The 26,161-nt window shown below is 72.1% G+C and carries 26 protein-coding genes; 12 read left to right on the top strand and 14 right to left on the bottom strand.

What is annotated here, in order from left to right; translation table 11 throughout:
- Positions 1 to 4 precede the first annotated feature (4 nt).
- Together ABZ911_RS13265 and ABZ911_RS13260 are read left to right on the top strand one after the other, a co-directional pair.
- Positions 5 to 667, top strand: a complete 663-nt coding sequence (locus ABZ911_RS13265) for a response regulator transcription factor (RefSeq protein WP_358054782.1) — start codon at positions 5 to 7, stop codon at positions 665 to 667.
- On the top strand, positions 664 to 2,016 hold the full coding sequence (locus ABZ911_RS13260; RefSeq protein ID WP_358054781.1) for a HAMP domain-containing sensor histidine kinase: 1,353 nt from the start codon (positions 664 to 666) through the stop codon (positions 2,014 to 2,016). The genes ABZ911_RS13265 and ABZ911_RS13260 overlap by 4 nt, the downstream gene beginning before the upstream one ends.
- Here the strand turns inward: ABZ911_RS13260 and ABZ911_RS13255 are convergent.
- Together ABZ911_RS13255 and ABZ911_RS13250 are read right to left on the bottom strand one after the other, a co-directional pair.
- Entirely contained in the window at positions 1,995 to 2,906 is a 912-nt protein-coding gene (locus tag ABZ911_RS13255) for a TAXI family TRAP transporter solute-binding subunit (protein ID WP_358054780.1), read from the bottom strand. The two genes, ABZ911_RS13260 and ABZ911_RS13255, sit on opposite strands and share 22 nt — an antisense overlap.
- 18 nt (positions 2,907 to 2,924) lie before the next feature.
- On the bottom strand, positions 2,925 to 6,482 hold the full coding sequence (locus ABZ911_RS13250) for a WD40 repeat domain-containing serine/threonine-protein kinase (RefSeq protein WP_358054779.1): 3,558 nt from the start codon (positions 6,480 to 6,482) through the stop codon (positions 2,925 to 2,927).
- Positions 6,483 to 6,541: 59 nt separating this feature from the next.
- On the opposite strand from ABZ911_RS13250, the gene ABZ911_RS13245 reads away from it, so the two are divergent.
- The 3 genes from ABZ911_RS13245 (at position 6,542) to ABZ911_RS13235 (ending at position 10,126) form a co-directional block, all read left to right on the top strand.
- Positions 6,542 to 9,211 (top strand): BTAD domain-containing putative transcriptional regulator, encoded by a 2,670-nt coding sequence (locus ABZ911_RS13245; protein WP_358054778.1) that lies wholly within the window; start codon positions 6,542 to 6,544, stop codon positions 9,209 to 9,211.
- Positions 9,208 to 9,519: a hypothetical protein gene (locus ABZ911_RS13240; protein ID WP_358054777.1), complete on the top strand. Its 312-nt coding sequence runs from the start codon at positions 9,208 to 9,210 to the stop codon at positions 9,517 to 9,519. The genes ABZ911_RS13245 and ABZ911_RS13240 overlap by 4 nt, the downstream gene beginning before the upstream one ends.
- Positions 9,520 to 9,634: 115 nt before the next feature.
- On the top strand, positions 9,635 to 10,126 hold the full coding sequence (locus tag ABZ911_RS13235) for a hypothetical protein (protein ID WP_358054776.1): 492 nt from the start codon (positions 9,635 to 9,637) through the stop codon (positions 10,124 to 10,126).
- Between the two features lie 14 nt (positions 10,127 to 10,140).
- Here ABZ911_RS13235 and era read toward each other — a convergent pair whose 3' ends face one another.
- The 8 genes from era to ABZ911_RS13195 all read right to left on the bottom strand — a co-directional run bounded on the left by era (position 10,141) and on the right by ABZ911_RS13195 (position 16,076).
- Positions 10,141 to 11,061 (bottom strand): GTPase Era, encoded by a 921-nt coding sequence (era, locus tag ABZ911_RS13230; protein ID WP_358054775.1) that lies wholly within the window; start codon positions 11,059 to 11,061, stop codon positions 10,141 to 10,143.
- Complete coding sequence (locus ABZ911_RS13225; RefSeq protein ID WP_358054774.1) at positions 11,033 to 11,542, bottom strand: NUDIX domain-containing protein; 510 nt, start codon at positions 11,540 to 11,542, stop codon at positions 11,033 to 11,035. The genes era and ABZ911_RS13225 overlap by 29 nt, the downstream gene beginning before the upstream one ends.
- A 7-nt stretch (positions 11,543 to 11,549) precedes the next feature.
- Complete coding sequence (locus ABZ911_RS13220; RefSeq protein ID WP_358054773.1) at positions 11,550 to 11,870, bottom strand: cytidine deaminase; 321 nt, start codon at positions 11,868 to 11,870, stop codon at positions 11,550 to 11,552.
- 10 nt (positions 11,871 to 11,880) lie between these two features.
- The gene (locus tag ABZ911_RS13215; RefSeq protein WP_358054772.1) at positions 11,881 to 12,510 is read right to left on the bottom strand and encodes a hypothetical protein; all 630 of its coding nucleotides are present in this window, start codon (positions 12,508 to 12,510) and stop codon (positions 11,881 to 11,883) included.
- Between the two features lie 335 nt (positions 12,511 to 12,845).
- Positions 12,846 to 14,141, bottom strand: a complete 1,296-nt coding sequence (locus ABZ911_RS13210) for a hemolysin family protein (RefSeq protein ID WP_358054771.1) — start codon at positions 14,139 to 14,141, stop codon at positions 12,846 to 12,848.
- Positions 14,138 to 14,614 (bottom strand): rRNA maturation RNase YbeY, encoded by a 477-nt coding sequence (gene ybeY / locus ABZ911_RS13205; RefSeq protein ID WP_358054770.1) that lies wholly within the window; start codon positions 14,612 to 14,614, stop codon positions 14,138 to 14,140. Before ybeY ends, ABZ911_RS13210 begins: the two co-directional genes overlap by 4 nt.
- Positions 14,611 to 15,642: a PhoH family protein gene (locus tag ABZ911_RS13200; RefSeq protein WP_358054769.1), complete on the bottom strand. Its 1,032-nt coding sequence runs from the start codon at positions 15,640 to 15,642 to the stop codon at positions 14,611 to 14,613. Before ABZ911_RS13200 ends, ybeY begins: the two co-directional genes overlap by 4 nt.
- 89 nt (positions 15,643 to 15,731) lie before the next feature.
- Positions 15,732 to 16,076: a histidine triad nucleotide-binding protein gene (locus ABZ911_RS13195; RefSeq protein WP_358054768.1), complete on the bottom strand. Its 345-nt coding sequence runs from the start codon at positions 16,074 to 16,076 to the stop codon at positions 15,732 to 15,734.
- A gap of 281 nt (positions 16,077 to 16,357) precedes the next feature.
- Here ABZ911_RS13195 and ABZ911_RS13190 point away from each other — a divergent pair, with 281 nt between their 5' ends.
- Both ABZ911_RS13190 and ABZ911_RS13185 read left to right on the top strand, forming a co-directional pair.
- Entirely contained in the window at positions 16,358 to 16,837 is a 480-nt protein-coding gene (locus ABZ911_RS13190; RefSeq protein ID WP_358054839.1) for a SigE family RNA polymerase sigma factor, read from the top strand.
- Positions 16,834 to 17,475 carry a hypothetical protein gene (locus tag ABZ911_RS13185; RefSeq protein ID WP_358054767.1) on the top strand — a complete coding sequence of 214 codons (642 nt, stop codon included), beginning with the start codon at positions 16,834 to 16,836 and terminating at the stop codon, positions 17,473 to 17,475. Before ABZ911_RS13190 ends, ABZ911_RS13185 begins: the two co-directional genes overlap by 4 nt.
- Before the next feature lie 3 nt (positions 17,476 to 17,478).
- On the opposite strand, the gene ABZ911_RS13180 is transcribed toward ABZ911_RS13185, so the two are convergent.
- Genes ABZ911_RS13180 through hrcA form a run of 3 tightly spaced genes read right to left on the bottom strand, consistent with a single transcriptional unit; the run spans position 17,479 to position 20,368 of the window.
- On the bottom strand, positions 17,479 to 18,204 hold the full coding sequence (locus ABZ911_RS13180) for a 16S rRNA (uracil(1498)-N(3))-methyltransferase (protein WP_358054766.1): 726 nt from the start codon (positions 18,202 to 18,204) through the stop codon (positions 17,479 to 17,481).
- The gene (dnaJ, locus tag ABZ911_RS13175) at positions 18,201 to 19,340 is read right to left on the bottom strand and encodes a molecular chaperone DnaJ (RefSeq protein ID WP_358054765.1); all 1,140 of its coding nucleotides are present in this window, start codon (positions 19,338 to 19,340) and stop codon (positions 18,201 to 18,203) included. Before dnaJ ends, ABZ911_RS13180 begins: the two co-directional genes overlap by 4 nt.
- 11 nt (positions 19,341 to 19,351) lie before the next feature.
- The gene (gene hrcA, locus ABZ911_RS13170) at positions 19,352 to 20,368 is read right to left on the bottom strand and encodes a heat-inducible transcriptional repressor HrcA (protein ID WP_358054764.1); all 1,017 of its coding nucleotides are present in this window, start codon (positions 20,366 to 20,368) and stop codon (positions 19,352 to 19,354) included.
- Positions 20,369 to 20,520: 152 nt separating this feature from the next.
- Here hrcA and ABZ911_RS13165 point away from each other — a divergent pair, with 152 nt between their 5' ends.
- The 4 genes from ABZ911_RS13165 to ABZ911_RS13150 are packed head-to-tail and all read left to right on the top strand — an operon-like array spanning position 20,521 to position 23,527.
- Positions 20,521 to 21,132 (top strand): hypothetical protein, encoded by a 612-nt coding sequence (locus ABZ911_RS13165; RefSeq protein ID WP_358054763.1) that lies wholly within the window; start codon positions 20,521 to 20,523, stop codon positions 21,130 to 21,132.
- 39 nt (positions 21,133 to 21,171) lie between these two features.
- Positions 21,172 to 22,029 (top strand): hypothetical protein, encoded by an 858-nt coding sequence (locus ABZ911_RS13160; RefSeq protein ID WP_358054762.1) that lies wholly within the window; start codon positions 21,172 to 21,174, stop codon positions 22,027 to 22,029.
- Between the two features lie 28 nt (positions 22,030 to 22,057).
- The gene (locus ABZ911_RS13155) at positions 22,058 to 22,873 is read left to right on the top strand and encodes a DUF3097 domain-containing protein (RefSeq protein ID WP_358054761.1); all 816 of its coding nucleotides are present in this window, start codon (positions 22,058 to 22,060) and stop codon (positions 22,871 to 22,873) included.
- A gap of 33 nt (positions 22,874 to 22,906) precedes the next feature.
- Positions 22,907 to 23,527 (top strand): DUF4870 domain-containing protein, encoded by a 621-nt coding sequence (locus tag ABZ911_RS13150; protein WP_358054760.1) that lies wholly within the window; start codon positions 22,907 to 22,909, stop codon positions 23,525 to 23,527.
- A 9-nt stretch (positions 23,528 to 23,536) separates the two neighbouring features.
- Here the strand turns inward: ABZ911_RS13150 and hemW are convergent, their stop codons facing one another.
- Positions 23,537 to 24,754 (bottom strand): radical SAM family heme chaperone HemW, encoded by a 1,218-nt coding sequence (hemW, locus tag ABZ911_RS13145; RefSeq protein ID WP_358054759.1) that lies wholly within the window; start codon positions 24,752 to 24,754, stop codon positions 23,537 to 23,539.
- Positions 24,755 to 24,872: 118 nt separating this feature from the next.
- Here hemW and ABZ911_RS13140 point away from each other — a divergent pair, with 118 nt between their 5' ends.
- Positions 24,873 to 26,126 (top strand): glycoside hydrolase family 18 protein, encoded by a 1,254-nt coding sequence (locus tag ABZ911_RS13140; RefSeq protein WP_358054758.1) that lies wholly within the window; start codon positions 24,873 to 24,875, stop codon positions 26,124 to 26,126.
- Positions 26,127 to 26,161: the final 35 nt, after the last annotated feature.

The raw sequence follows: 26,161 nt of genomic DNA, 5'->3' as shown, positions 1-26,161 counted from the left end.
CGACATGCGAGTTCTCCTCGTCGAAGACGACGACCGGCTCGCGGCCGCGCTGACCACGGCCCTGACCCGCCACGGTCACCAGATCATCCGTGCCGCGCTGGCCGTCGACGCCCTCCGCCTGGCGGGGGGCGTCGACTTCGTCCTGCTGGACCTGGGCCTGCCCGACATGGACGGGCTGGACGTGCTGCGCCGGGTCCGCCGGGTCTCGGCCGTACCGCTCATCGTGGTGACCGCGCGGACCGACGAGCGGGAGATCCTCCGCGGCCTGCGCTCGGGCGCCGACGACTACCTGGTCAAGCCGTTCCGTACGGCGGAGCTGATGGCCAGGATGGAGGCCGTGGTCCGCAGGGGCACCCGCCCCATGCGGGCCCGCGACGACGTCGTGCTGGTCGGCGACGTGCGCATCGACCTGGAGACCCGGCAGGTCACGGTCGGCGACGAGCAGGTGACGCTGACCAGGCGCGAGTTCGACGTGCTGGCGCTGCTGGCCCGGCAGCCCGGCGTGGTGCGCAGCCGCGAGGAGATCCTCGACGAGGTCTGGGGCGACCCGCTGCTGTCCGCCTCCCGCTCCCTGGACGTGCACGTCGCCGGGCTGCGCGCGAAGACGGGCCGGCCGGGGCTGGTCGAGACGCTGCGCGGCACCGGGTACCGGCTGGGCAGTAAGTGAACTCCAGGCTCGTCATCACCTTCACCACGCTGATCGTGCTGATGATCGCGGCGCTGGCCGTACCCCTGGGCATCTCCTACGCCTCGCACCGGACCAACCGGCTGCTGCTCGACCGGCGCGCCGACGCCACCCGCTTCGCCGAGCTGGCCGACCAGGCCGCCCGCGAGGGCGACCGCACCGCGCTGACCGCCGAGGTCACCCGCTACGCCGAGCTGTACGGCGCCGCCGTCAGGGTACGCGACCGCGACGGCTCGGTGCTGGTCGACGCCGGGGACATGAGCGTCGACGACGAGGACGCCACCAGGCTGGCGCTGTCCGGCAGGACCACCGAGGACCTGCCCACCATCAGCCCCTTCGGCCCGGACAGGGTGCTGGTCGCCGAGCCGGCCGGGCGCGACGCGCAGCTCACCGGCGTGGTGCTGCTGCTGGCCCCGACCACGGGGGCGCGCGGCGACGTGACGCTGGTGTGGGCGCTGCTGGCGCTGGGCGCGCTGGTGGCGCTCGGCTACTCGGTGCTGGCGGCGCGCGGCCTGGCCCGCTGGATCCTGCGCCCGGTCACCGAACTCGACCGCACCACCCAGGCGATCGCCGAGGGCCACCTGGAGGCGCGGGCCAGCCACGGCGTCGGGCCGTCCGAGCTGCGCCGGCTGGAGGAGCGGTTCAACGCGATGGCCGACGCCGTGTCCAGCTCGATGGAGCGGCAGCGGGCCTTCGTCGCCGACGCCTCGCACGAGCTGCGCACCCCGCTGACCGTGCTGTCGCTGCGCCTGGAGAACCTCGAACCGCACCTGAGGGCGGAGGGCACGGCGGAGTACGACGAGGCGATGGCCGAGATCGACCGGCTGGCCGTGCTGGTGGAGGAGCTGCTGGCGCTGGCCAAGGTCGAGGCGGGCGCGCTCGCCGAGGACGTCGACGTGGCCGCCGAACTGGCGGCGCGGCTGGCCGGATGGCGCGAGGTGTACGCGGCCAAGGGGCTGGCGCTGGAGGTGGACCTGCCGGAGTCGCTGGTGGTGCCCGCGGTGCCGGACGCGGTGGCCAGGATCGCCGACATCGCGCTGGACAACGCGCAGAAGTTCGTGCCCGAGGGCGGGCGGGTCACGGTGACGCTGGACGGGCGGCTGCTGCGGATCGCCGACGACGGGCCGGGGCTGGGCGAGCAGGACCGGGCCGACGCGTTCGGCCGGTTCTGGCGGTCGGGCATGCACGCGAACGTGCCGGGCAGCGGGCTCGGCCTGGCGATCGCGGCCGAGCTGGCCAAGGGGTGCGGGGGGACGCTGACGCTGCTGCCGGCGGTGCCGCACGGGCTGGTGATGGAGTTGCGGCTGGCTCAGCCGTACACCGATCTGTAGTAGCGGGCGGCGCCCGGGTGCAGGGGGACCACGCCGGTGCCGATGGCGTAGCGCTTGTCGAGCCGGCCGCCGGGGGCGTCGGGCATCTCCAGGCGGTCGCGGCTCTGGAAGAGCACCTCGGTGACCGCGAAGGCCACCTCCTCCGGCAGGCCATTCCGGCAGACGAGGTAGCTGGGGGTGCCGATGGTCGGCACGGGGGCGGGGCCGCCGTACTCCCCCGCGGGCACCGCGGTGCTCTCGTAGAGCGGGCCGTAGGTTCTGCGCAGGGCTGGGACGAGCGAGTCCAGGGCGAGCAGCCTGATCGGCACCTTGGAGGCGGCCAGGGCGGGGGTGGGCACGCCCCCGGACCAGAAGAACGCCTCGATGCGGCCTTCGCCCAGGGCGGTGAGCGAGGTGTCGAGGCCGAACTTGGAGACGCGCGCGGGCCGGGCCAGCGCGGCGGCGTCCAGCACGCGGCGCGCGGTGACCGCGGTGCCGGAGCCGGAGGCGCCGATCGAGACGCTGCGGCCGGCGAGCTGCGCGGGCAGCCTGATGTCCGAGCCGGTCAGCACCACCAGGTGGACGTAGTTCATGTACATCCTGGCCAGCGCGGCGATCGGCTGGCGGTGCACCCGTACGCCGTCGTCGGCGCTGTCGGCCAGGGAGAAGCCCAGGTCGGCGCGCCCCTCGGCGAGCATCCTGAGGTTCTCCACACTGGCGGCGGTGCCCAGCGCGCGCACCCGGAAGCCACCGCGCCGCAGCTCGCCGGCGAGCCTGGCGCCGAGCAGCTCGTACGGCCCGCCGGCCGGGCCGGTGGCCAGCTTCAGCTCGGGCAGCCCGTCGTCGCCCGCCCCGCACCCGGCGACCAGCCCGGAGGCGGCCAGCAGGAACGAGCGGCGTGAGAGGGACACGCCACGAGGTTATCCGGGTTAGCACACCTCGACGTAGTCGACGTCCTGGACGTACCTGGCCCATTCCTGCCTGGTGAGGCTGCGCCCGGCCCGCTCGCAGACCGCCGCTGCGACCCGCCCGCCGTCGAGCGGGTGGGCGCGCAGGTGACCTTCCGGGGAGGCGCTGTAGAGGGTACGGCCGTCGCGGCTGAACGCGATCGACGCCCTGTCGAGGTTGCCCGTCTCCTGCATGCCGTCGTAGAGCACACCCAGGGGCTGCCGGGCGGCCACGTCCCACAGGCGGATGCGGTCGCCCGCCTCCGTCGAGGCGATCGCCCGGCCGTCGGGCGACCAGACCAGGCCGTCGAAGCCCGCTCTGGCCGGGAAGGGGGCACCGAGCGTGCCCTGGAAGCCGGAGTCCCACAGCGACAACCGCTGCGGGTCGACGCTGAGCACCACCTGCCGGCCAGAGGGGTCGAAGGCGTAGGGGCCGGTGGCCAGGCTGGCCACACCACCTGGCCTGGCGACGCGCGTGCCGTCGGCCGGATCGACCAGGGTGAGCTCCGGGAAGGTCCCGGCGACCAGGATCTTCCCGTCCGGCCGGAAGGACATCGTGGCCGAGCCCGGCACCTCGGTGAGAGTCGCCGTGCCCTGTCCCAGGTTCCACAGTTCCACTGGCGGCTCGGAGCCGAGCTCTGCGGGGGCGACCGCGAGCGTCGTGCCGTCGGGGCTGAAGGCCAGCCCGTTCACGCCCACGGCTCGCGCGTCGCGCACGTCGAAGGCGCCGGTCCTGGCACCCGTCGCGGTGTCGATCACGACGACGCCCACGCGGGGCAGCGCCCCGCCGACCGCCAACCTGGAGCCGTCGCCGTCGAAGGCGAGCACCGGGCTTGTGCCCATCTCCTTGACCCGCACCGGGGATCCCACCTCCCGGGGTGCGGCACCCACCTCCCGGGGTGCGGCACCCACCTCCCGGGGTGTGGCGCCCACCTCCCACAGCCGCACCTGGGAGTCGGCGTACAGGGCGAGCAAGCGGCCGTCCCCGCTGAGGCGGGCCACGCCGTTGGGCGAGCCGGGCAGGGCCGGATCGGCGAGCAGGTGGCGCACGTCCAGGGTGACGAAGACGCCCTGCTGCGTCTGGAGGCGCAGGGCGCCGCCCGGCTCGTCGAAGACGAGGTCGCTGACGGGCTCGGACGTCTCGGTGTCCAGGACGAGCTGCCCGTCGGTGAGCCGTAGCACGGTCAGCCGCCGCTCCCGCCAGAGCGCCAGAAAGCGCTCGCCGTGCCCGAAGGCCATCCGTTCGGGCGCCGGGCCGTGGCCGTCGCCGGGCAGCGGCTCGCCCGAGGGCACCCGCCTGACCAGGATCCGCGGGTCGGCCATCGGCGGCACGCGTTCGGCGACGGCCAGCACCTCGCCCGAGGCGGCGAACACCGCCCCCTTGACGTCCTTCTTGAGCGGCAGCCAGGCGGCGGGCACCCGCTCGCGCCGCTTCAGGTCCCACAGCTCGGCCCGCCCGCCACCGCTGGAGTAGACGACCCCGAGCGTCGCACCGGCGTTGACCGCGTCGAAGTTCGCACCGGAACCCGACGTCAGGCGCTCGCGGGTGTCCAGGTCCCACCAGGCGACGCCGGTCGCGGACTCGTTGCCGAGGGGGACGGCCAGCGTCCGCCCGCCTGGGCCGAAACTCAGCCCGGTGCTGTGGGTGGCGGAGGCTCCAGCCGCGAAGCCCGCGCCTTTCGGCGTGCCCGTCGCGGTGTCCCACAGCCTGACCTTCGCGTCGTCCTGCAGGGCGAGCGTCCGCCCGTCCGGGCTCAGCGCCGCCTGCGTCACCCCCGCACCGACGCTGGATAACTCGCCGATCCTGCGGTGCGCGACCACGTCCCAGAGCGTCGCCTTCCCCGCGTGCACGCTCGCCACGACGCGTCCGTCGCGGCCGGTCGCGTAAGTGGTGCCCGCCGCCGTGTACGGGTCGGTGAACCGGTCGGTCTCGCGCTGGGACAGGGAGTCGTACAGCGCGCCGAGCGACTCGGGCACGGCGGGGGCCAGCCGCCAGGCGGCGGCGCTCAGCAGCATCGCCAGCTTCGGGTCACGCTCGCGCAGGTCGGCGGCGCGCAGCGCGAGCGAGCGGGCCGCCGCGTCGTCGCGCCCCCGGTCGGCGACGACCCTGCGGTACTCGGCGAGACCCAGCCCGCCGAGGGCGGCGGCCAGCAACAGCGCCAGTGTCCCCGCGAGCAGGCCCCGGCGCCTGGACTGGCGCCTGAACTGGCTGGCCGCCGTGTCCAGGAACTCCTTCTCCAGCCTGACCAGCGTGATGTCGCGGCGCTCGGTGGCCGCCCAGCGCAGCGCCCGGTCGAGGTTGGAGCCGTGCAGCAGGTCGACGGGCTTGCGGCCGTTGCCGTCCCAGAGCCTGGCCGCCTCGGTCAGCCTGCGGTGCACGGGCAGGCCGTCGCGGTTGTCAGCCAGCCAGGCGCGCAACCTGGGCCAGGCCTGGATCAGGCCGGGGTGGGCCAACGCGTAGGCGTCGCCGGTCTCGACCACCAGTCCCGCGGCGCCGTACACGGCCAGCAGTCCGGTGACCGGCGGTGAGTCCGTGAGCTCGTCGCGGGCGACGCGCCGGACGCTCTCGCCGGTGTCCTCGGAGAGGCCGACCATGCGCAGGAACACCTCGGGTGCGGCTGCCCGCTCGCCGTCCGACAGCTCCTCGTACAGTTCCTCCGCGACCGTGCCCAGGTCCGGTTCGCCCGCCTGGGTGCCCAGCTCAGCGGCGGCGCTGCCGCCCTCGGCCAGCAGCCGGTCGCTGTCGCGGACGCCGAGCAGCCCGAGCAGTACCGTCCTGGCTTCGGGCCGGTCCTCCGGCTCGCGCGCGAGCGCCGCGCCCACCAGGCCGCGCAGCGGCTCGGCCAGGCCGTCCAGGTCCGGGCTGAGGCCGAGCACCTGGCGCGCCAGCGCGGGCGTGTCCTGCCCTTCGACCTGGTCACGGCCCCTGGCCGCGTACAGCACGACCAGCGCCCAAGCCCACAGATCCGCGGCCGCGGCGGCCCTGCGCCCGGCGAGTACCTCGGGCGCCATGTAGGCGGGCGTGCCCATCAGCGGGCCGGTGGTGGTCTCCCCCGGCTCCAGCCCGCGCGCCACCCCGAAGTCGATCACGCGCGGGCCGTCGGGGCCGAGGATGATGTTGTCGGGCTTGAGGTCGCGGTGCACGATCCCCGCCTCGTGGATGGCGGCCAGCGCGGTCGCCACCCCGACCGCCAGCCTGCGCAGCCCGTCCCCCTCGTACGGCCCCGCCTCCCCGACCACCTGCCGCAGCGTCGGACCGGGAACGTACTCGCTGACGATGTACGGCTCCGCCACCTCCGTCCTGGCCTCGATCACCCTGGCCGTGCAGAACGACGCCACCCGCCTGGCCGCCTCCGCCTCCCTGGCCAGCCTCGCCCTGGAGGCGGCGTCGGCGAGCCTCGGCACCTTGACCGCGACCCGCTCGCCGGTCTCGCCGTACGCCTCGTAGACCACGCCCTGGCCGCCCGCGCCCAGGCGGCCCGCCAGGAGGTAGGCGCCCAGGCGTTGCGGATCCGACGGAGCGAGGGGAATAAGCGGCATATCGTCGAATTCTCTGATCTGGGCTGACTTGGCGGGAGCCGTACCGAAGAATCCACCCTATGGAGTTTCGGATCATGGGCGCCCTCCAGGTGTGCGAGGGGACGGCGGACCGCACGCCGACGGCCGCCAAGCACCGCGACCTGCTGGCCATGTTCGTGCTCAACGCGCGGCGGCCGCTCACGGTGGAGCGGCTGCGGCGGCTGCTGTGGCCGCGCGAGGACGGCGACCGGTCCGACTCGCTGGTGCGCGGCTACATCGGGCAGCTCAGGCAGCTCGTCGGCAAGGACGTGATCGTCACGGTGTCGGGGACGTACACGCTGGCCGTCGGGGAGGACCAGCTCGACGTGGAGCGCTTCCGGCGGCTCGTGGCCGAGGGGCTGGACGGCCAGAGCCCGGCCGCCGGGGACCTGCTGCGCGAGGCGCTCGGCCTGTGGCGCGGCCCGGTCCTGGAGGACGTCGACCCGGCCGCCGAGCGGTGGGCGGAGACCCGGCGGCTGCGCGAGGAGCTGGAGGAGCTGCGGCTGCTGGCCACCGAGCGGCTCGTCGACCTCGACCTGCGGGCGGGGCGGCACCGGGAGTCGCTGGCCGTGCTGCGCGGGCTGGTGGCCGCCCATCCGCTGTGGCAGCGCTTTCGCGGGCAGTACATGCTCGCGCTGTACCGCAGCGGGCGCCGGGTGGAGGCGCTGGCCGCCTACTCCGCGCTGCGCGACCGGCTCGACGAGGGGCACGCCATCGAGCCCGATCCCGAGCTGCAACTGCTGTACCACCGGATGCTGCACGACGACGTCTCCCTGCACGTCTCGGCGGGGCCGCCAGTGCTGCTGCCGCGTGACGTGGCCGACTTCACCGGCCGGGCGGACCTGCTCGACGCGGTGGTCGCCGGGCAGGTCGTGGTGCACGGACAGGCGGGCGTCGGCAAGTCGGCGCTGGCCGTGCACGCCGCCTGGCGGCACCGGGAGCGCTTTCCCGACGGCATCCTGTACGCCGACCTGCGCGAGACGACCACACCGGCCGCCGTCCTGGAGGACTTCCTGCGCTGGCTCGGCTGCCCCGCGCAGGCCGTTCCCGCGTCCGTGGACCAGCGCGAGCAGCTGCTGCGCACCTACGCGGCCGGGCGGCGACTCCTCGTGGTGCTCGACAACGCGACCTCCGAAGCCCAGGTACGGCCGCTGCTGACCTCGTGCGCCACGGTCGTCACCAGCAGGTCGGCGCTCGGCGGCCTGACGGGGGCGACGCGGCTGGCCGTCGGGGTGCTCGGCGCGGACGAGGCGCTCGACCTGCTGGTCAAGCTCATCGGCGCGGACCGGGCCGAGCCCGCGGCGACGCGGCGGCTGGCCGAGTTCTGCGGCGGGCTGCCGATCGCCTTGCGGATCGCCGGGTCGCGGCTCGCCACCCGGCCCGGATGGAGTGTCAACTACCTGGTGGAGCTGCTGGAGGACGAGCATCGGCGGCTGGACGGGCTGCACGCGGGCGACCAGACGGTGCGCAGCGTCCTCGCGATCGGCTACGAGGGCCTGCCCGAACCGGCCCGCCTGCTGCTGCGGCGGCTCGGCGCCCTGTCGGCGCCCGACTTCGCGGCCTGGGTGACCGAGCTGTTCGGCTCCGGCGCCGGGGACGCGGCGGAGACGCTGGTCGAGGCCGGACTGCTGGAGTCGCACACGATAGACGTGGCCGGTCAGGCGCGCTACCGGCTGCACGACCTGACCCGCCTGTACGCCAGGGAGCTGCTCGGCGAGCAGGCCGTTCCCGGGGTCCTGGCCGACCTTGTGGTCCTGGTCATGACCAGGGTCAACGCCTCCCGCTTCGCCCTCGTCTCCGGCGACCCCGTCACCGGCGGCTTCGCCACCACCGACGTCCGCGAGTCGGTGGAGTGGCTGCTGGCCGAGCGCGCGTTCCTCACCGGCCTGGTCGCCGACCTGCGCGTCGCCGGGCTCGACGACGCCGCGTGGCGGCTGGCGCACCTGCTCACCCCGTTCCTCGAACGCCACCGCTTCCTCGACGACTGGCGCCGCACCACGGCCGTCGCCCTCGACGCCGCCCGTAACACCGAGGGCGAGGCGCTTATCCTGCGCGACCAGGGCGACCTGCACCGGGCCGAACGCCGCTGGGACCTGGCCCACGAACGCCTGCGGCTGGCCCTGGGCATGCTCGTCCGCGACGGCCGCACCCGCGACGCCGCGCACGTACGCCGCCGCCTCGGCCAGGTCCACCTGGCGGAGGGCCGCCTGGCGGATGCCGAGCGCACCCTCACCCGCTGCCTCGCCACCCTCGGCGACCACCCCGACGCCCTGCTCGTCCTCGGCTCCGTCCTGCACCGCGCGGGCCGCCAGGAGGAGGCCGCCGCCCACCTGACCCGCGCCGCCGAACGCCTCGCCGACCAGGGCGACCGCCACCGCCGCGCCGACGCGCTCCGGGAACTGTCCTCGGTACGGCTCGCCCAGCACCTGGTCCCCGAGGCCAGGCGGCTCGCCGAGGAGGCCCGGGGCATCGCCGTACGCCTCGGCGACCGGCTGCTCGACGCTTACGCCCTCCTGACGCTCGCCCGGGTAAACCTGGCGGAGGGCGACCCGGAACAGGCCGCGCGGCTGGCCGGCGAGGCCGCGGGCATCCTCACCGAGGCGGGCGACGACATGGGCGCGGCTACGGCCAGGCAGATCCTCAACGATTCCTCAACAACCCCCGGCCTACTTTCCTCTCACAAGGTCACAACAGAGAGGAAATCGACATGAAGGCCATCACCAAGCTCGCCACCGTCGTCGCCGGCTCGGCTCTCGCTCTGGGCACCCTCGCAATGGCCCCCGCCGGGGCGGCCACCGCCAACACCGCTGCCGGTGCCGGTTGCGCGCAGGTAGAGCACTGGAAGGGCCGCATCAGCCAGACCGTCCGGGTGACCAACCGCTGCGGCTACACGATCTCCTTCCGGGTCCGCAGGACCGGCCCGGACAGCCGCTGCTACCTCCTCGCCAACAACCGCGCGCAGAGTTACCAGTGGGGCAGGGGCCTCAACTTCCAGGGCATCAACTGGAACTGCGCCTGACCCGGCCGCCGCTCCGGCGAGGAGGCACCGGCCTCCTCGCCGCGCGGGCCTCCGGCCGCTACATATGGCGGGCAGGTGCCTGGTCGCCGGGCCCTGACCGGCCTATGGTGATCGTGTGGCCTCCTACCCGCCTCGATCGGGACCCGCCGCCGGCCGCCTGCCCCAGCGGGGGCGGGCGGGCTACGCCGTCGCGGTCGTCGTCGCGGGCCTGGCGCTGGCGTTCTGCGTGTTCCTCCCGTGGGCCGGGATCGAGGCGCGGATCGAGGCGCTCGGCCGCGGCGTCAGCCACGACGTGCGCGGGATCGACACCACCGCCGGGCTCTACAGCCTCGTCGCCGCTCTCGCCGCGACCGCCCTCGGCATCACGGGCCTGGTGGGCCGCCGCCTGCTCGCCGCCCTGGCGGTCGTGCCGGGTGGGGTCTCCGCGGTGGCCCTCGTGCTCTTCGTCACCAGCCGCAGCGGTCTCGGCGACCGCGTCTCCGTGGACCTGGGCCTGCTCCGGATCGAACCGATGCTCAGGCCCGGCTGGTTCGGCGCCGCGGCGGCGGCCCTGACCGTCCTGGTCTGCGCGGCCCTGTCCGCGACCCGCCCCCCGCCGCCCGGCTGAGGGCGATGGCCCCGTCAGTCGTAGAAGCCGAGCCGGCGGAGCTGCTTCGGGTCGCGCTGCCAGTCCTTGGCGACGCTGATCCGCAGGTCCAGATACACGCGGGTGCCGAGCAGCGCCTCGATCTGCTTGCGGGCCCTGGTCCCGACGTCGCGCAGCCGCTCCCCCTTGTGCCCGATGACGATGGCCTTCTGTGAGGGCCGCTCCACGAACATGTGCGCGTAGATGTCCAGCAGGTCGTCACGCCCCTCACGGGGCATCATCTCGTCCACCACGACCGCGATGGAGTGCGGCAGCTCGTCGCGCACGCCCTCCAGCGCCGCCTCCCGGATCAGCTCCCCGACCAGGACCTGCTCGGGCTCGTCGGTGAGCTGCCCGCCCTCGTAGAGCGGCGGCGACTCGGGCAGCCGGTCGATCAGCAGCCCGGCCAGCACGTCGAGCTGGTCACCCGACTTAGCCGACACCGGCACGATCGCGGCGAACTCCGCCACCTGGGAGAGCGCCAGCAGTTGCTGGGCGATCTGCTCCTTGCTCGCCGTGTCGCACTTGGTCACCACGGCCACCACGGGCGTCTTCTTGACCGCGGCGAGCTTGTCGGCGATGAACCTGTCACCCTTGCCGATCGGCTCGTTGGCCGGCACGCAGAAGCCGATCACGTCGACCTCGGTAAGGGTCGAGAGCACCAGGCTGTCGAGCCGCTCGCCGAGCAGCGTGCGGGGCCGGTGCAGGCCCGGGGTGTCGACGATGATGAGCTGGGCGTCGGGGCGGTGCACGATGCCCCGGATGACCCTCCTGGTGGTCTGCGGCTTGGACGACGTGATCGCCACCTTGGTGCCGACCAGGGCGTTCATCAGCGTGGACTTGCCGACGTTCGGCCGTCCGACGAAACAGGCGAATCCGGCGCGATGGTTACTGGTCACTGTTGAATTCTCGCCCATCCCGCTGTGCGCTCCGGCCATGGGCACGCCACCAGGCGAACACCTCGGGCAGCACGATCGGGGTCCAGGCGGGCATCCGCAGCGTTTCTGCCTCCTGTTCGGTGACGAAGCGGGCGTCGGTGATCTCCACGCCGTCGGGGGTGATGGAGCCGCCCGCCAGGGCGCAGCCGTACACCGACAGGACGTAGGCGACCTGGTGGCCGTTGGGGTAGACGGTACGGAACTCGGGCCCGCCGTACGCGCCGATCAGGCCGTGCACCGCGATGTCGACGCCGAGTTCCTCACGCAGTTCCCTGGCCACCGCTGCCTCGGGGCGCTCGTCGGGGTCGATGCCGCCGCCGGGTGGCGCCCAGAGGTTGACGTCGTTGTGGAAGGCGACCAGCAGCCGCCCCTCGCCGTCGAAGACGCAGCCGGTGGCGGCGGGGAGCATCAGCAGACTGTCGCCCACCAGGGCGCGCAGGTCGGCGAGGAACGGCGACATCGGCATGTCAGTCCCGCAGGGTTCCGTCGGGACCGGCCACGAGCAGGGCCTTGGCGCCCAGTTCGAGCACCACGGCCTCGTCGGCGGGGCTCGGCCCCTCGCCCTCGGTGACCAGCGCCGCGGCCTCCAGCGCCTGCGCGCCGCTGGAGACCGCCATCGCGACGGCCACCTGCACGGCGCTCAGCGTCAGCGACGACAGCGCGACATCGGTGGCGACGTAGGTGCGGCCGGTCTCGTCGCGGACGGCCGCGCCCTCACGGGCCTCGTTGCGCGCCCTGGCCGACCGCGCCAGCACAATGATCTTGGAGTCTTCGGGATCGAGAGTCACGAACTCTAGGTTACTGAGCCAGGGCGCCTGCGAGCTCCCTGGTACGCCGCGGATCGACCTTGCGGATTCCCGTGTGGACCAGCGTCATCAGCGTGCCCCCGTCGCGGACGAGCACGAGGTTGAACGCGTACGGGTAGCCGTTCAGCCGCCCGCGCACCCGCCTGGCCACGGCCTCGTCCCCCACCCCGGACACCGGCAGGTCGGCCAGCTTGAACACGGTCCCGGTGCCGGCCGCGGCCAGCTTCGCGCACGCCGCCAGCGACTTGCCGAGCGCCTCCAGGTGCTCTTCGGCCTCCGACCCCGCGTAGCTGGCCAGCCCGACGGCCGCCGTCTCGCCCAGCACGTCGCCCTGGTAGCTCGCCGCGGCCTTGGCCTGCAGGGCGCGCTTGGGCGGGTTGCCCGTGGCGGTGTCGAGCACCGCCTGGCAGTCGCGGTCGGTGGTGGTGAACGGCGACTGCCACGGGTCCCTGACCTTGGCCGAGAACCCTTCGGGCAGGGCCGCGTGCCGCTGCAGCAGGCCGCGCAGGCGGGCCTTCTCCTCGCTGGGGGCGCCGGTTCCCGCTCCGCCGCAGCCCGCCAGGAAGCCCGCGAGCAGCCCGCCCCCGACGGCGACGCTGATGATCCGCCCGATGCGCGTCATGATCTCCCCCGATGATCGCCTGCACGCCGACGGCAATCCTGCCCGTCGCACGAATGCGGCAATCCACCGGAGTCGCCAATAAACGCTTAAGGGTGCCCTCACCCGGTCAACCCGGGCGAGAGCACCCTTCACGAAGAGCAACGTCGCGATCGGCTAGCAGACCGGACGTCGCCGTCCCCCCAGGGCCACCCGTGGCCGCGAACCCCTTCCGGCAACCGGGTGATCCCTCTCCGACACCCACCGCACGGGGTGTCGAGTACCACTCTGGGGCACCGAACTTGCAGAACACTTGTAGAACGCTTGCCCATATGCCGCAAAAGCCGCGAAAAGTCAGGTCAGTCCTGTTCCGCCTCGGCGGGAACGGTCTCGTCCTCCGGCGGGGCGACGCGGCGCACCACCACCGTGCTGATCCGGTTGCGGCGCCCCGCCAGGCTCTCGGCGGTGAGCCGCAGCCCGGCCACCACCGCCTCGGAGCCCGCGATCGGCACCCGGCCGAGCGCGTGCGCCAGCAGCCCGCCCACGGTCTCCACGTCGTCGACCTCGATCTCGGTGTCGAACAGCTCGGCCAGCTCGTCGACCGGCATCCGGGCCGTGACCCGCATCGCCCCGTCGGGCTGGGACTCCACTCGCGGCGCCTCCTGGTCGTACTCGTCGGTGATCTCGCCGACGATCTCCTCCAGGACGTCCTCGATGGTGACCAGGCCGGCGGTGCCGCCGTACTCGTCGATGACGATCGCCAGGTGGATCTGCCGCGCCTGCATCTCGCGCAGCAACTGGTCGATCGGCTTGCTCTCCGGGACGTACGTCGCGGGACGCATGATCGACTCGATCTTCTCCGCGCCCGTCTCACCCGGCGACTCCTGGGCCCGGCGCGCTATGTCCTTGAGGTAGGCGATGCCGATGACGTCGTCCTCGTTCTCGCCCACGACCGGGACGCGGGAGAAGCCGCTGCGCAGCGCGAGCGACAGCGCCTGGCTGAGCGTCTTGCCGCGCTCGATGAACACCATGTCGGTGCGCGGCACCATGACCTCGCGCACCAGCGTGTCACCCAGCTCGAAGACCGAGTGGATCATCTCGCGCTCGTCGGGCTCGATGACCCGGCGCTCCTCGGCCAGGTCGACCAGGTCGCGCAGCTCGGCCTCGGAGGTGAACGGGCCGTCGCGGAAGCCCTTGCCGGGGGTGAGCGCGTTGCCCAGCAGGATGAGCAGCTTGGGCAGGGGGCCGAAGATCCTGGTCAGGCCGTACACGATCGGGGCGCCGGCCAGCGCGATGGGCTCGGCGTGCTGGCGGCCGAGCGTGCGTGGGGAGACGCCGACGATCACGTAGCTGACCAGGATCATGACGACGGCGGCGGCCGCGTAGGCGGCCCCCTCGTCGCCGATCAGGTCGATGAACAGCAGGGTGGCGATCACCGTGGCGACCAGCTCACAGCTCAGCCTGAGCAGGAGCAGCAGGTTCAGATAGCGGGGCGGGTCGGCGACGATGGCCTGCAGGCGCTTGGCGCCGCGCCGCCCCTCGCGGGCGAACTCCTCGGCGCGCACCCTGGAGATGCGCGACAGGGCCGTTTCCGCACTGGCGATCAGGCCGCCGATCACGACGAGTGCGACGGCCGAGGGCAACCAGGCGTTCACGGCTGGGAGCGCCCCTCCCGCCATGCTTCGAGCAGCCGCGCCTGCAGCCCGAACATCTCCTTGTGCTCCTCGGGCTCGGCGTGGTCGTAGCCGAGCAGGTGCAGGATGCCGTGCGTGCACAGCAGCTCCAGCTCGGCCTCGGTGCTGTGCCCGGCCTCGACGGCCTGCTTGGCCGCCACCTGCGGGCACAGCACCACGTCACCGAGCAGCGCGGGATCGGGCGCCGCGTCGCCGTCGCCGCGGGCGCCGCCGCCGGGACGCAGGTCGTCCATCGGGAAGGCGAGCACGTCGGTGGGGCCCGGCTCGTTCATCCACTTCTCGTGCAGATCCGACATGGCCTCCTCGTCGACCACCAGGATCGACAGCTCGGCCAGCGGGTTGATGTCCATCTCGGCCAGGACGTGACCGGCCAGCGCCACCAGGAGCTCGCCGTCGACCTCGACGCCGGACTCGTTGTTGATCTCGATGCTCACCGGCGTTTCCCTCGCTGCTGCTGGATCGTCTTCGGCTCCTGGAGCGCGTCGTAGCGGCCGTAGGCGTCCACGATGTCGCTGACCAGCTTGTGCCGGACCACGTCGGCGCTGCTGAGCCTGGCGAAGTGGATGTCGGCGATGCCGTCCAGGATGTCCTGCACCACCCGCAGGCCGCTGACCGTGCCGCTGGGCAGGTCGACCTGGGTCACGTCACCGGTCACGACGATCTTGGAGTTGAAACCCAGGCGGGTCAGGAACATCTTCATCTGCTCGGCCGAGGAGTTCTGCGCCTCGTCCAGGATGATGAAGGCGTCGTTGAGCGTACGGCCACGCATGTACGCCAGCGGGGCGACCTCGATCGTCCCCGCCGCCATCAGCTTGGGGATCGACTCCGGATCGATCATGTCGTGCAGCGCGTCGTACAGCGGGCGCAGGTAGGGGTCGATCTTCTCGTAGAGCGTGCCGGGCAGGAAGCCCAGCCGCTCCCCCGCCTCGACGGCGGGCCTGGTCAGGATGATCCGGTTGACCTTCTTCTCCTGCAGCGCCCGCACCGCCTTGGCCATGGCCAGATACGTCTTGCCGGTGCCCGCGGGCCCGATGCCGAAGACGACGGTGTGCCGGTCGATCGCGTCGACGTAGCGCTTCTGGTTGACCGTCTTCGGCCGGATCGTGCGGCCCCTGGAGGACAGGATGTCGAGGGAGAGCACCTCGGCGGGCCGGTCGGAGGTCATCTTCAGCATGGCGATGCTGCGCTCGACGGCGTCGGGCGTCAGCTCGGCGCCGCCGCGCAGCACCTCGACCAGCTCCTCGAACAGGCGCACGACGGCGCCGCTCTCGTCGGGGCTGCCGGTGATGGTGATCTCGTTGCCGCGGACGTGGATGTCGGCCTTGAAGGCTCCCTCGATGACGCGCAGCAGCTCGTCACGTGAGCCCAGGAGGCTGACCATCGGGTAGTCGTCCGGAATCAGCACCTTGGCTTGTGTGCGCGTGGGAGGTGCCGTTCTGCGGGATTCATTTAGCTCGGACATGGGCAGGCCGTGGGCCTGATGCCTCCCGGTCTCGGTCGGGTGTTCTCCTGCCATGGTAGCCGGGGACGACCTCTGAGCTCGCGTCAATATCAGCCGGGCGGCCAGGTCAGGCTTCGCCCGCCGAGAACATGGGCGTGCACGTGGAAGACCGTCTGCCCCGCGCCCGCCCCGGTGTTGAACACCACCCGGTAGCCGGACTCGGCCACCCCCTCCTGCACGGCCACCGCGTGCGCGGCCTTGAGCAGGTCGTCGGCCAGGCCGTCATCGGCCTCGGCCAGGGCGGCGGCGTCGGCGTGGTGCTCCTTGGAGACCACCAGCACGTGGGTCGGCGCCTGCGGGTTGATGTCGCGGAAGGCCAGTGCCCGGTCGGTCTCCAGGACCAACTCGGCCGGGATCTCCTTGGCGACGATCTTGCAGAAGAGACAGTCGGTCACGGCAGCACCCTACCGCCGGCCGCCGTTGCCAATCGGTAATCCGTCGTGCCGTGCAAGCTAAGATCCTCGCGGTTAGGGTGTGTGTGCGACACTTCAGCGAAAACTAAGACGATTCAGGGTCGGGCGAGGCCACCTGGCGAGGACACGACTGGGTCATGCCCCCTAAGGAACCGGAAGAGCGTAAACCCTCTGGGAAGGCTGAGCGTCCTACTGATGTGACCACCGAAACCCTTCTGGCCGACAGGTCGCTGGGGGCGGTGCAGGTCGGGTGGGACGCCGACATGGCCGTGACCGCGCTCTACAGCGCGCACTTTCGGTCATTAGTGCGTCTCGCCGTGTTGCTCGTTCGCGACATGGCAACCGCGGAGGAAGTCGTGCAGGACGCGTTCGTCGCCATCCACGGCGCCTGGCGCAGACTGCGTGACCCCGACAAAGCACTCGCCTATCTGCGTCAGTCTGTCGTCAACCGGTCCCGTTCCGTGCTGCGTCACCGCGCGGTCGTCGAGAAGTATGCTCCCAAGGGCCTGCCCGACGCCCCGAGCGCCGAGAACGGCGCGATCGGCGAGCTGGAGCGCTCAGCCGTCATCGAGGCACTCAGGACCCTGCCCGCGCGACAAAGAGAGGCACTCGTCCTTCGTTACTACGGTGATCTGTCCGAAGCCGAGATCGCCCACGCCATGGGCATCAGCAAGGGCGCCGTCAAGAGCCACACAGCACGTGGCATGGCCGCTCTGCGGACCGTTCTGGAGAAGATGTCATGACCCAGCCACCCGACGAGCACGGTGACATCCTGCGCCGTGTGCTCCGCGCGGAGGCGGACGCGGTGGTGCCATCTCCCGAAGGACTGGAGATCATCCGCGCCCGGATCGAGCGACGCGGCCTGCGCGGCCTGTTCTGGTGGCGGGCCGGGGCCGCCGCGGGCGGCGCGGTCCTCGTGGCGGCCGCGATCGTGATGGTCGTGCCCGGCCTGCGGCAGAACGTCCAGGACCAGTTCATCCAGCCGGTGGACGTTTCCAGCAGCGAGCGCGCCAAGGACAAGTCCGCCACCTCCAGGCCCGAGCCGCCACGCCAGACCGTCCCCAAGTCCGATCCCGCCATAATCACGGCCGTACCGACGACCAGGCAGCCCGAGCCGGGCGCGACGACCGGTTCGACGTTGAAACCCTCCCGGGGGCCGACACCCAAACCGACCCCGACACCGACGCCGACCTCGTGCCCGACGGACCAGGAGGTCACGCCTCCGGACTGTCCGCCCCCAGGGTCGGCGAGCCCGTCGCCCACCCCCTCGGAGACGCCGTCGGACGCCGGTGTCCCCTGCCCGATCGAGCAGTGCCCGCCGGAGGACTCCGCGCCCGCCCCCACGCCCACCGAGGCGCCCAGCCCGCTCAGCAGCGGCTGAGGACTACCAGCGCCCCGTGCGCGCGTTGAGCACGGCAGCCGCCGCGACCCCCGCCGTGGAGGTCCGCAACACGGTCGGTCCCAGCAGCGACGGTACGGCTCCCGCCGCCGTGAACGCGGCGATCTCCTCCTCCGCGATACCCCCTTCGGGCCCCACGACGAGCACGATGTCACCGCTCACCGGCAGCTCGGCCGCCGACAGCGCCCCCTCGGCCTCCTCGTGCAGCACCAGACCCAGCGCCGCGCTCTCCAGCAGCTTGGCCACCTGACCGGTCGAGGCCGGCTCGGCCACCTCGGGCAGGTGGAACCTGCGGGCCTGCTTGCCCGCCTCCCGCGCGGTGGACCGCCAGCGGGCCAGCGCCTTGGCCCCCCGCTCGGCCTTCCACTGGGTGACGCACCTGGCCGCCGCCCAGGGCACGATCACGTCGACCCCGGCCTCGGTCATCATCTCCACGGCCAGCTCGCCCCGGTCGCCCTTGGGCAGCCCCTGGACGACCACCAGCCTGGGCTGGGGCGCAGGCACCTGCCGCCGGGCCAGCACCTCGATCGTGAGCCGATCCTTGCCCGCCTCGCGCACCACGCCCTCGGCCACCGCACCGGCGCCGTCGGTCAGGTCGACGCGCTCGCCGACGCGTATCCGGCGCACGGCGGCCGCGTGCCGCCCCTCAGGCCCGGCCAGGACGATCTCCGCCCCGGCCAGATCGTCGGCCAGGAAGACCGGGACGCTCATCGGCCGTTGAAGGCGTCTCGCAGCCTGGAGAAGAACCCCTGCTGACCGGGGGCGAACTTGCCGGGCGGGCGCTCCTCGCCGCGCAGCACCGAGAGCTGCCGCAGCAGTTCCTCCTGCGCCTGGTCGAGGCGCGAGGGCGTCTCCACGTTGACGTGTATGAGCAGGTCGCCGCGGCCGGTCTCGCTGAGCCGCTGCACGCCCCTGCCGTACATCGTGATGACCTGCCCCGACTGGGTGCCGGGCCGCACGTCGATCTCCTCCGCGCCGTCGAGCGTCTCGACGGTCAGGATCGTGCCCAGGGCCGCGGCCGTCATCGGGATCTGGACGGTGCAGTGCAGGTCGTCTCCGCGCCGCTCGAATATCTCGTGCGGCTTCTCGACGATCTCCAGGAACAGGTCTCCGGGCGGGCCGCCGCCGGGGCCGATCTCGCCTTCACCGGCGAGCTGGATGTGCGTGCCGTCCTCGACGCCCGCGGGGATGCGGACCTTGATGGTACGGCGGGTGCGGACCCTGCCGTCGCCGGAGCACTCCAGGCACGGGTGCCGGATGATCGACCCGAAGCCGCCGCACTGCGGACATGGCCTGGAGGTCATCACCTGACCGAGGAAGGACCTGGTCACCTGGGAGACCTCGCCACGCCCCTGGCACATGTCGCAGGTGTCGGGGTGGGTGCCGGCCGCGGCGCCGGAGCCGGTGCAGACCTCGCACAGCACGGCCGTGTCGACGGACAGCTCGCGGGTGGTGCCGAAGGCCGACTCGCTCAGGTCGAGCTCCACCCTGATGGTGGCGTTGCGCCCGCGGCGGGCTCGCGAGCGGGGCCCGCGCGACGCGCCGGAGCTGCCGAAGAAGGCGTCCATGATGTCGCTGAAGGGGAAGCCGGCACCGAAGCCGCCCGCACCCGCGCCGGCGCCGGCTCCGCCGAAGGGGTCGCCGCCCAGGTCGTACATCTGCCGCTTGCTGGGATCGGACAGGACCTCGTAGGCCTGGGTGATCTCCTTGAAGCGCTCCTGGGTCTCAGGGTCGGGGTTCACGTCGGGGTGCAGCTCGCGGGCCAGTCGGCGATAGGCCTTCTTGATCTCGTCCTGACTGGCGTCACGGCGCACCCCGAGGGTGCCGTAATAGTCGCTGTTTGCCACTTATCGCCCTCTTATGAAGCAGCCAGGATCTGGCTGACGTAGCGTGCCACGGCGCGCACCGCGCCCATCGTCACCGGGTAATCCATCCGCGTCGGTCCAAGCACGCCCAGCCGGGCCAGTTGCTTGTCGCCAGAACCGTATCCGGTCGCGACGATGGATGTGCCACGGAGTCCGGTGTAGGGGTTCTCGGACCCGATCCGGACGGTGAGCGCGGAGGGCGTGCCGGATGTCTCACCGAGCAGGCGCATCAGCACGACCTGCTCCTCCAGCGCTTCGAGCACGTCGCGCAGGCCCGTGGTGAAGTCGGCGCCCGCGAGATTGGCCGCACCGGCGAAGACGATCTTCTCGTCGTGCCGGTCGACCAGCGTTTCCAGCAGCACCGACAGGATCGTGGCCGCGACCGGCCGGTCCTCGACGGGCAGCCGCTCGGGCAGGTCCACGACCATCTCGGGGACACTGCTCAGGCCGCACCCGTCCAGGCAGGAGTTGAGCATGGCGCGCAGGTGCGCCACGCGGGAGTCCTCGATCACCTCGGGCAGCTCGACGACCCGCTGCTCGACCCGCCCGGTGTTCGTGATCAGCACGAACATCAGGCGCCGGTCGCTCAGCGGCACCAGCTCCACGTGACGCACCGTGGAGTGGGTCAGCGCCGGGTACTGCACGACGGCCACCTGCCGGGTGAGCTGCGCGAGCAGCCGTACCGTGCGCATGACCACGTCGTCCAGGTCGACGGCGCCGGCCAGGAAGGTCTCGATGGCCCGGCGTTCGGCCGACGACAGCGGTTTGACCTGCGAAAGCCTGTCGACGAAGAGCCGGTAGCCCTTGTCCGTCGGCACCCGGCCCGCACTGGTGTGCGGCTGGGTGATGTAGCCCTGCTCCTCCAGCGCGGCCATGTCGTTCCTGACCGTCGCGGGGGAGACGTTGAGGCTGTGGCGCTCGGCGAGCGCCTTGGAGCCCACGGGCTCGTTGGTGGACACGTAGTCCTCGACAATGGCGCGCAGCACTGCAAGCTTCCTGTCGTCGAGCACGTGCTCACCTCCCTGCCTCTACCTTGAGGAAACGACAGCCCTAGCACTCTGTGTTCCCGAGTGCCAAGTGTACGGCTCCCGCCCACAAGGTGCGATAACACCGGCAAGCGTCCTGCTACCGAAGCGCAACCCGAAGATCGACACTATCTGTCATGACATATCCATACCCAGGCCCGTACGGCCCGCCGCCGGTGTTCACGCCCCAGCCTCAGGTCCGTCCGAACGTCGGGTGGATCGTCCTCGCCTGGACGCTGGCCTTCGTGATCAGCGCCTGCACCGTCGTGTTCGGGCTGTTCTCCCTGATGACGACCGTGATCGGCGGCCTGGTCGGCCCCCCGCCGGCCGTCACCTTCAGCGGCGGCCAGAGCGTCACCGTGGAACTGGACCCGGCCGAGCGGCCCGGCTTCTACCGCGACATGCTCACGCCCTTCGACACCGAGCAGACCTGTTCGGTGGCCGGGGGGACGACGGACGACGCCGTGAAGGGGCCGATGGCCTACGGGGAGGGCCTGATGTGGGAGCGGATTCTGGAGATCAAGGTTCCGGCAGCGGGCGAGTACCAGGTGACGTGCGCCGTCACCGCCGGGGAGGCGACCCGGTTCTCGGTGGCGATGGCCACCGCGACGCCCGACCGGACGCTGCCCTACCTGCTGATCTTCGGGGTTCCGGGGGTCTGTGTGGCGGGGGCCACGACCGCGACCGTACTGATCGCGCGCAGGCGGGCCGCGCATCGCAGGGAACTGGGCATCGGCTCGCCGAGGTGATCTGTCCAATTACTCCTTCACGGCCTCACAATTCTGGACATGAGCGACGATTCCTACCCTCCGCCTGAGGACGCCACCCGGCGCGTCTCACGGGACGACCTCCCGCCGCACGGCCAGCCTCCCCCCTGGGCGGCTCAGCCGCACCACCAGCCGCCCTACAGCCAGCCGCCGCCCTACGGCCAGCCCCCATCGGAGGGCCAGCCTCCGCCGCCTTATGGCCAGCCGCCCTACGGGCAGGCTCCTCCTGGCGGCCCGCCGCCGCCCCACGGTCCTTACGGCGCCCAGCAGCACTACGGCGCGCCCGGTCCCTACGGTGCGCCGCAGTTCTCCGCGCCCGTGGACGGGCGGCAGGTCAGGCCGCGCGCGTGGTGGATCGCGGTCGGCTGGGTGGTCGCGGTGATCTGTGTGGCCGTGGGCGTCGTGGGGTTCGTCAACGGTGTGCTCGGCACCGTCGACGCGGTCGCGCCCGCCAGGACGTTCGCCTCGGGCGAGAGCGTGAGCGTCGTCCTCGACCCGGCCGACAAGCCCGCGCTGTACCTGCAGACCGGCAAGGACGTGCAGTACCGCTGCGAGATCAAGGGCGGCTCCGGCCAGGGCAGGCTGGTGGCCGTACCGGGCTCGCAGACCCTCACCGTCAACGGCAGGTCGTGGTACCTGATCCTGGCCGTGACCATCCCCTCCAAGGGCGAGTACGAGATCGGCTGCACCACCCCGGACGGCGGCGACACCACCTTCGGCGTCGGCCGCGAGGTCGCCTCCACGGTCGGCGGCCTCGTCGGCGGCACCGTCATGCTGGTCGCCCTGCCCGTCGCGGGAGTGATCTTCGCGATCATCGTGACCGTGGTCGTCCTGGTTCGGCGCAACCGCCACCGCAGGCGCCTCGCGATGGGACGGTGATTTGCTACGGTCCCCCATGAGGTGAGCGATGTACGACGGTGACGTGCTTGCGGGCGACTGGCGGCGACCCGGACGGGGGACGATCCCCAAGGTGGCCGCCGAGCCCGACCTGGTCGTGGAGGACGCGGACAGCGGGTTCTGCGGCGCGGTGGTGGCCTGCGACAAGGAGGCCGTCACGCTGGAGGACCGCTTCGGCAAACGGCGGCTGTTCCCACTCGAACCGGCCGCCTTCCTGCTGGAGGGCAAGGTCGTCACCCTGGTACGGCCGGCGCCCGCCGCCCGCGCGCCGCGCCGCAGCGCCTCCGGCTCGATCGCGGTCGAGGGCCTGCGCGCCAAGGTGGCCCGGCAGAGCCGCATCTACGTCGAGGGCGTCCACGACGCGGCCCTGGTGGAGAAGATCTGGGGCCACGACCTGCGCGTCGAGGGCGTCGTGGTGGAGTACCTGGAGGGCGTGGACGACCTGCCCGCGATCGTCGAGGAGTTCGGCCCCGAGCCGGGCCGCCGACTCGGGGTGCTGGTCGACCACCTCGTCCCCGGCTCCAAGGAGAGCCGCATCGCCGAGCGGGTCACCTCGCCGCACGTGCTGGTCGTCGGCCACCCGTACATCGACGTCTGGCAGGCCGTGAAGCCGTCCGTGCTGCGCATCCCCGCCTGGCCCTCGGTGCCGCGGGGGGTGCCGTGGAAGGAGGGCGTGATCGCCGCCCTCGGCTGGCGGATGGAACCGGCCGAAGCCTGGCGGCGCATCCTCGGCTCGGTGTCCACCTACGCCGACCTGGAGCCCGAACTGCTCGGCCGGGTGGAACAGTTGATCGACTTCGCGACGAGTCAGGACGAAGCGGGATAGCCTCGAAAGGTAACCACGCGGCCAGGAGATGCCATGAGCGAGGACCATCCCCAACGTCCCGACGACCCCGCCCGTCCGCAGGAGGGTCCTGGCAGCGGGTCCCAGCCTTCCGGCCCGTACGGCCCCCCACCCGGCGCCCCCTACGGCCAGCCGCCGAGCCAGCCTTATGGCCCGCCTCCTGGACAGCCGTATGGGCAACCTTCCGGACAGCAGCCTTATCCCGGCCAGCCGTACGGCCAGCAGCCCTACGGGCAGCCTGGGCCGCAGGGCTACCCGCCGCCGGGTTACGGCGCGCCGCGGCAGCCGTACGTGCCCGGCACCTATGGGCCGCGGCCCGGCAGTGACGACACCACGATGGCGATGCTCGCCCACCTGCTCGGCGTCGTCACCGGGTTCGTCGGCCCGCTGGTTCTCTACCTGGTCAAGAAGGACGAGGCACCCTATGTCCGCGACCAGGCGGCTCAGGCGCTGAACTTCCAGATCCTCACCTTCATCGCCTACACGGTCTGTTTCGTGCTGGCGTTCGTGCTGATCGGCTTCTTCCTGCTGCCGGTGGTGTGGCTGGTCTCGCTGATCTTCCACATCATCGCCGCGATAGCCGTCAACAAGGGCGAGAACTACCGCTACCCGATCAATGTGAAGTGGGTGGACTGAGACCGGCGTTCAGGTGAGGTCGCGGATCAGGGCGTCGGCCAGCAGGCGCCCGTCCAGCGTCAGGACCATGCGCCCGGCCTTGAACGCCTCGGGCTCCAGCAGCCCCTTGCCGAGGGCCTCGGCGACAGCCGTACGGGCGGAGGGGGCGACGTCCGCGAGGGGGTAGCCGGAGACGAGCCTGAGTTCCAGCATCAGGCGTTCGACCTCGCGGTCCTCCATGGTGAGCACTTCGCGCGCGTGCGCGGGTGAGGTGCCCGCGGCCAGGCGCTGGGCGTAGGCGGCCGGGTGCTTGACGTTCCACCAGCGGGTGCCGCCCACGTGGCTGTGCGCGCCGGGACCGGCCGCCCACCAGTCGCCGCCGGTCCAGTACAGCAGGTTGTGGCGGCAGCGCGCGGCCTCGGAGGTGGCCCAGTTGGACACCTCGTACCAGGCGAAACCGGCCTCGGCCAGCATCGCGTCGGCGATCAGGTAGCGGTCGGCGGCCACGTCGTCGTCGGGCATCGGCAGCTCGCCGCGCCTGATCCTGGCGGCCAGCCTGGTGCCGTCCTCGACGATCAGCGAATACGCCGACACGTGGTCCGGCCCCGCAGCGATCGCCGCCTCCAGCGAGGCCCGCCAGTCGTCGTCGGACTCCCCCGGCGTGCTGTAGATCAGATCCAGGTTGACATGCCCGAACCCGGCCTGCCTGGCTTCCTGTACGGCCTGCGCCGCCCTCCCCGGCGTGTGCCGCCGGTCGAGCACCTGGAGCACGTGCTCGCGGGCGCTCTGCATGCCGAAGCTCACCCGGTTGAAGCCGCCGTCCAGGAGTTCGTCCAGGTATTTCGGGTCGACGGACTCCGGGTTCGCCTCCGTCGTGACCTCGGCGGACGCGGCCAGACCGAACTCTTCGCCGATCGCGCGCAGGATCCTGGCCAGGTCGGCGGCGGGCAGCAGGGTGGGGGTGCCGCCGCCGAAGAACACCGTCTGGACGGGGAGTTCGGCGTCGCCGAGCACGCGGCGCGCCAGCCGTACCTCCGCGATCGCCGTGTCCGCGTAGTCGCGGTGTGAGGCCCCCGGGCCGAGCTCGGCGGCGGTGTAGGTGTTGAAGTCGCAGTAGCCGCAGCGGGTCACGCAGAAGGGCACGTGCACGTAGAAGCCGAAGGGCCGCTCGCCGAGCCCGGCCAGCGCGGCGGCGGCCAGCTCGCCTGAGGCGGGCGCGGGGTCCCCGTCGGGGAGGGTGGAAGGCACCTTTCAAGTCTGCCGCCCGCCGGTGGGTGCCCCGACCATTGACGGGCCGATCTCCCCGGCCTACGATCCGGGTCAACTTACAGGAAAGTTTCCTATAAGTAGCCCCCTGGAGTCGCCCGTGAAGAAGCTCCTCATCCTGGTCGCGTTAGCCCTCGGCCTCTCCGCGATCACGGTCCCCGCTGAAGCCCAGACCGACCACCGCGGATTCAAGCGCGTCGCCTACTTCATCCAGTGGGGCGTCTACGGCCGCAACTACCACGTCAAGGATCTGGACACCAGCGGGGCCGCGGCCAAGCTGACCCACGTCAACTACGCCTTCGGCTTCGTCAGCCCCGAAGGCGACTGCATCTCCTCCGACGCGTGGGCCGACTGGCAGCGCCCCGTACCCGCCGAGCAGAGCATCGACGGCGTCGCCGACCAGCCCGGCCAGGCCCTCAACGGCAACCTCAACCAGCTCCGCAAGCTCAAGGCCAAGTACCCGGACCTCAAGGTGCTGATCTCGCTGGGCGGCTGGTCCGGCTCCAAGTACTTCTCCGACGCCGTGCTCACCCCCGAGTCGCGCTCGCGCCTGGCGCAGTCGTGCGTCGACATGTGGCTGCGCGGCAACCTCCCCGGCACGCCCGAGGGCACCGGCGCGGACGTCTTCGACGGCATCGACCTCGACTGGGAGTGGCCCGGCTCGTCCGGCGCCGACGGCAACATCATCAGGCCCGAGGACAAGCAGAACTTCACCCTCTTCGCCGCCGAACTCCGCTCCCGGATGAATGCGCACAAGCGGGGCTCCCTGATGAGCGCCTACCTGCCCGCCGCCCCGGCCAAGATCAGCGCCGGGTTCGAGGTGCGCAAGGTCTTCAAGCTGCTCGACTACGCCACCATCCAGGGGTATGACCTGCACGGCCCCTGGTCCCCGCTGACCGGCCACAACGGCAACCTGTTCACCGACCGCCGCGATCCCAACCCGGTGCAGTTCAGCGTCGACAAGGCCGTCCGCGAATACCAGTCCCTCGGCGCGCCCGCCCGCAAGATCGTCGTGGGCGTCCCCGCGTACGGGCAGGGCTGGACCGGCGTGACCGGCGGCGGCAACGGCCTGTTCAAGCCGTCCACCGGCCCCGCGGCCGGCAAGTGGGGTCCGGGCACCGAGGACTACAAGGACCTGGTGAACAAGCCCGGCAAGCGGTTCAGGGACCTGCGCACCGGGACGATGTGGCTGTACGACGGTAACGAGTTCTGGTCCTACGACGACCCGGCGACGGTGACCCAGAAGGCGGCGTACATCCGCTTGAAGGGCCTCGGCGGCTACATGATGTGGTCCATCGACCAGGACGACTCCAAGGCCAGCCTCACCACGGCCCTCTACCGAATCCTCCGCTAACCCACACGAGGCCTCGGAAGCCCTACAGGGCCTCC

This window comes from Nonomuraea sp. NPDC046570, assembly GCF_040645915.1.
Classification (GTDB): domain Bacteria; phylum Actinomycetota; class Actinomycetes; order Streptosporangiales; family Streptosporangiaceae; genus Nonomuraea.
Note: the sequence above shows the minus strand (reverse complement) of the source record. Positions and strands in the feature narration are given on the sequence as shown.

Excerpts from the sequence above, each read along its gene's own strand:
- ABZ911_RS13265 (WP_358054782.1), top strand. The coding sequence starts at position 5 with ATGCGAGTTCTCCTCGTCGAAGACGACGACCGGCTCGCGGCCGCGCTG.
- ABZ911_RS13250 (WP_358054779.1), bottom strand. The coding sequence starts at position 6,482 with ATGCCGCTTATTCCCCTCGCTCCGTCGGATCCGCAACGCCTGGGCGCC.
- ABZ911_RS13245 (WP_358054778.1), top strand. The coding sequence starts at position 6,542 with ATGGAGTTTCGGATCATGGGCGCCCTCCAGGTGTGCGAGGGGACGGCG.
- ABZ911_RS13240 (WP_358054777.1), top strand. The coding sequence starts at position 9,208 with ATGAAGGCCATCACCAAGCTCGCCACCGTCGTCGCCGGCTCGGCTCTC.
- era (WP_358054775.1), bottom strand. The coding sequence starts at position 11,061 with ATGGGCGAGAATTCAACAGTGACCAGTAACCATCGCGCCGGATTCGCC.
- ABZ911_RS13225 (WP_358054774.1), bottom strand. The coding sequence starts at position 11,542 with ATGTCGCCGTTCCTCGCCGACCTGCGCGCCCTGGTGGGCGACAGTCTG.
- ABZ911_RS13215 (WP_358054772.1), bottom strand. The coding sequence starts at position 12,510 with ATGACGCGCATCGGGCGGATCATCAGCGTCGCCGTCGGGGGCGGGCTG.
- ABZ911_RS13200 (WP_358054769.1), bottom strand. The coding sequence starts at position 15,642 with ATGTCCGAGCTAAATGAATCCCGCAGAACGGCACCTCCCACGCGCACA.
- ABZ911_RS13190 (WP_358054839.1), top strand. The coding sequence starts at position 16,358 with ATGGCCGTGACCGCGCTCTACAGCGCGCACTTTCGGTCATTAGTGCGT.
- ABZ911_RS13185 (WP_358054767.1), top strand. The coding sequence starts at position 16,834 with ATGACCCAGCCACCCGACGAGCACGGTGACATCCTGCGCCGTGTGCTC.
- ABZ911_RS13180 (WP_358054766.1), bottom strand. The coding sequence starts at position 18,204 with ATGAGCGTCCCGGTCTTCCTGGCCGACGATCTGGCCGGGGCGGAGATC.
- ABZ911_RS13165 (WP_358054763.1), top strand. The coding sequence starts at position 20,521 with ATGACATATCCATACCCAGGCCCGTACGGCCCGCCGCCGGTGTTCACG.
- ABZ911_RS13160 (WP_358054762.1), top strand. The coding sequence starts at position 21,172 with ATGAGCGACGATTCCTACCCTCCGCCTGAGGACGCCACCCGGCGCGTC.
- ABZ911_RS13155 (WP_358054761.1), top strand. The coding sequence starts at position 22,058 with ATGTACGACGGTGACGTGCTTGCGGGCGACTGGCGGCGACCCGGACGG.
- ABZ911_RS13150 (WP_358054760.1), top strand. The coding sequence starts at position 22,907 with ATGAGCGAGGACCATCCCCAACGTCCCGACGACCCCGCCCGTCCGCAG.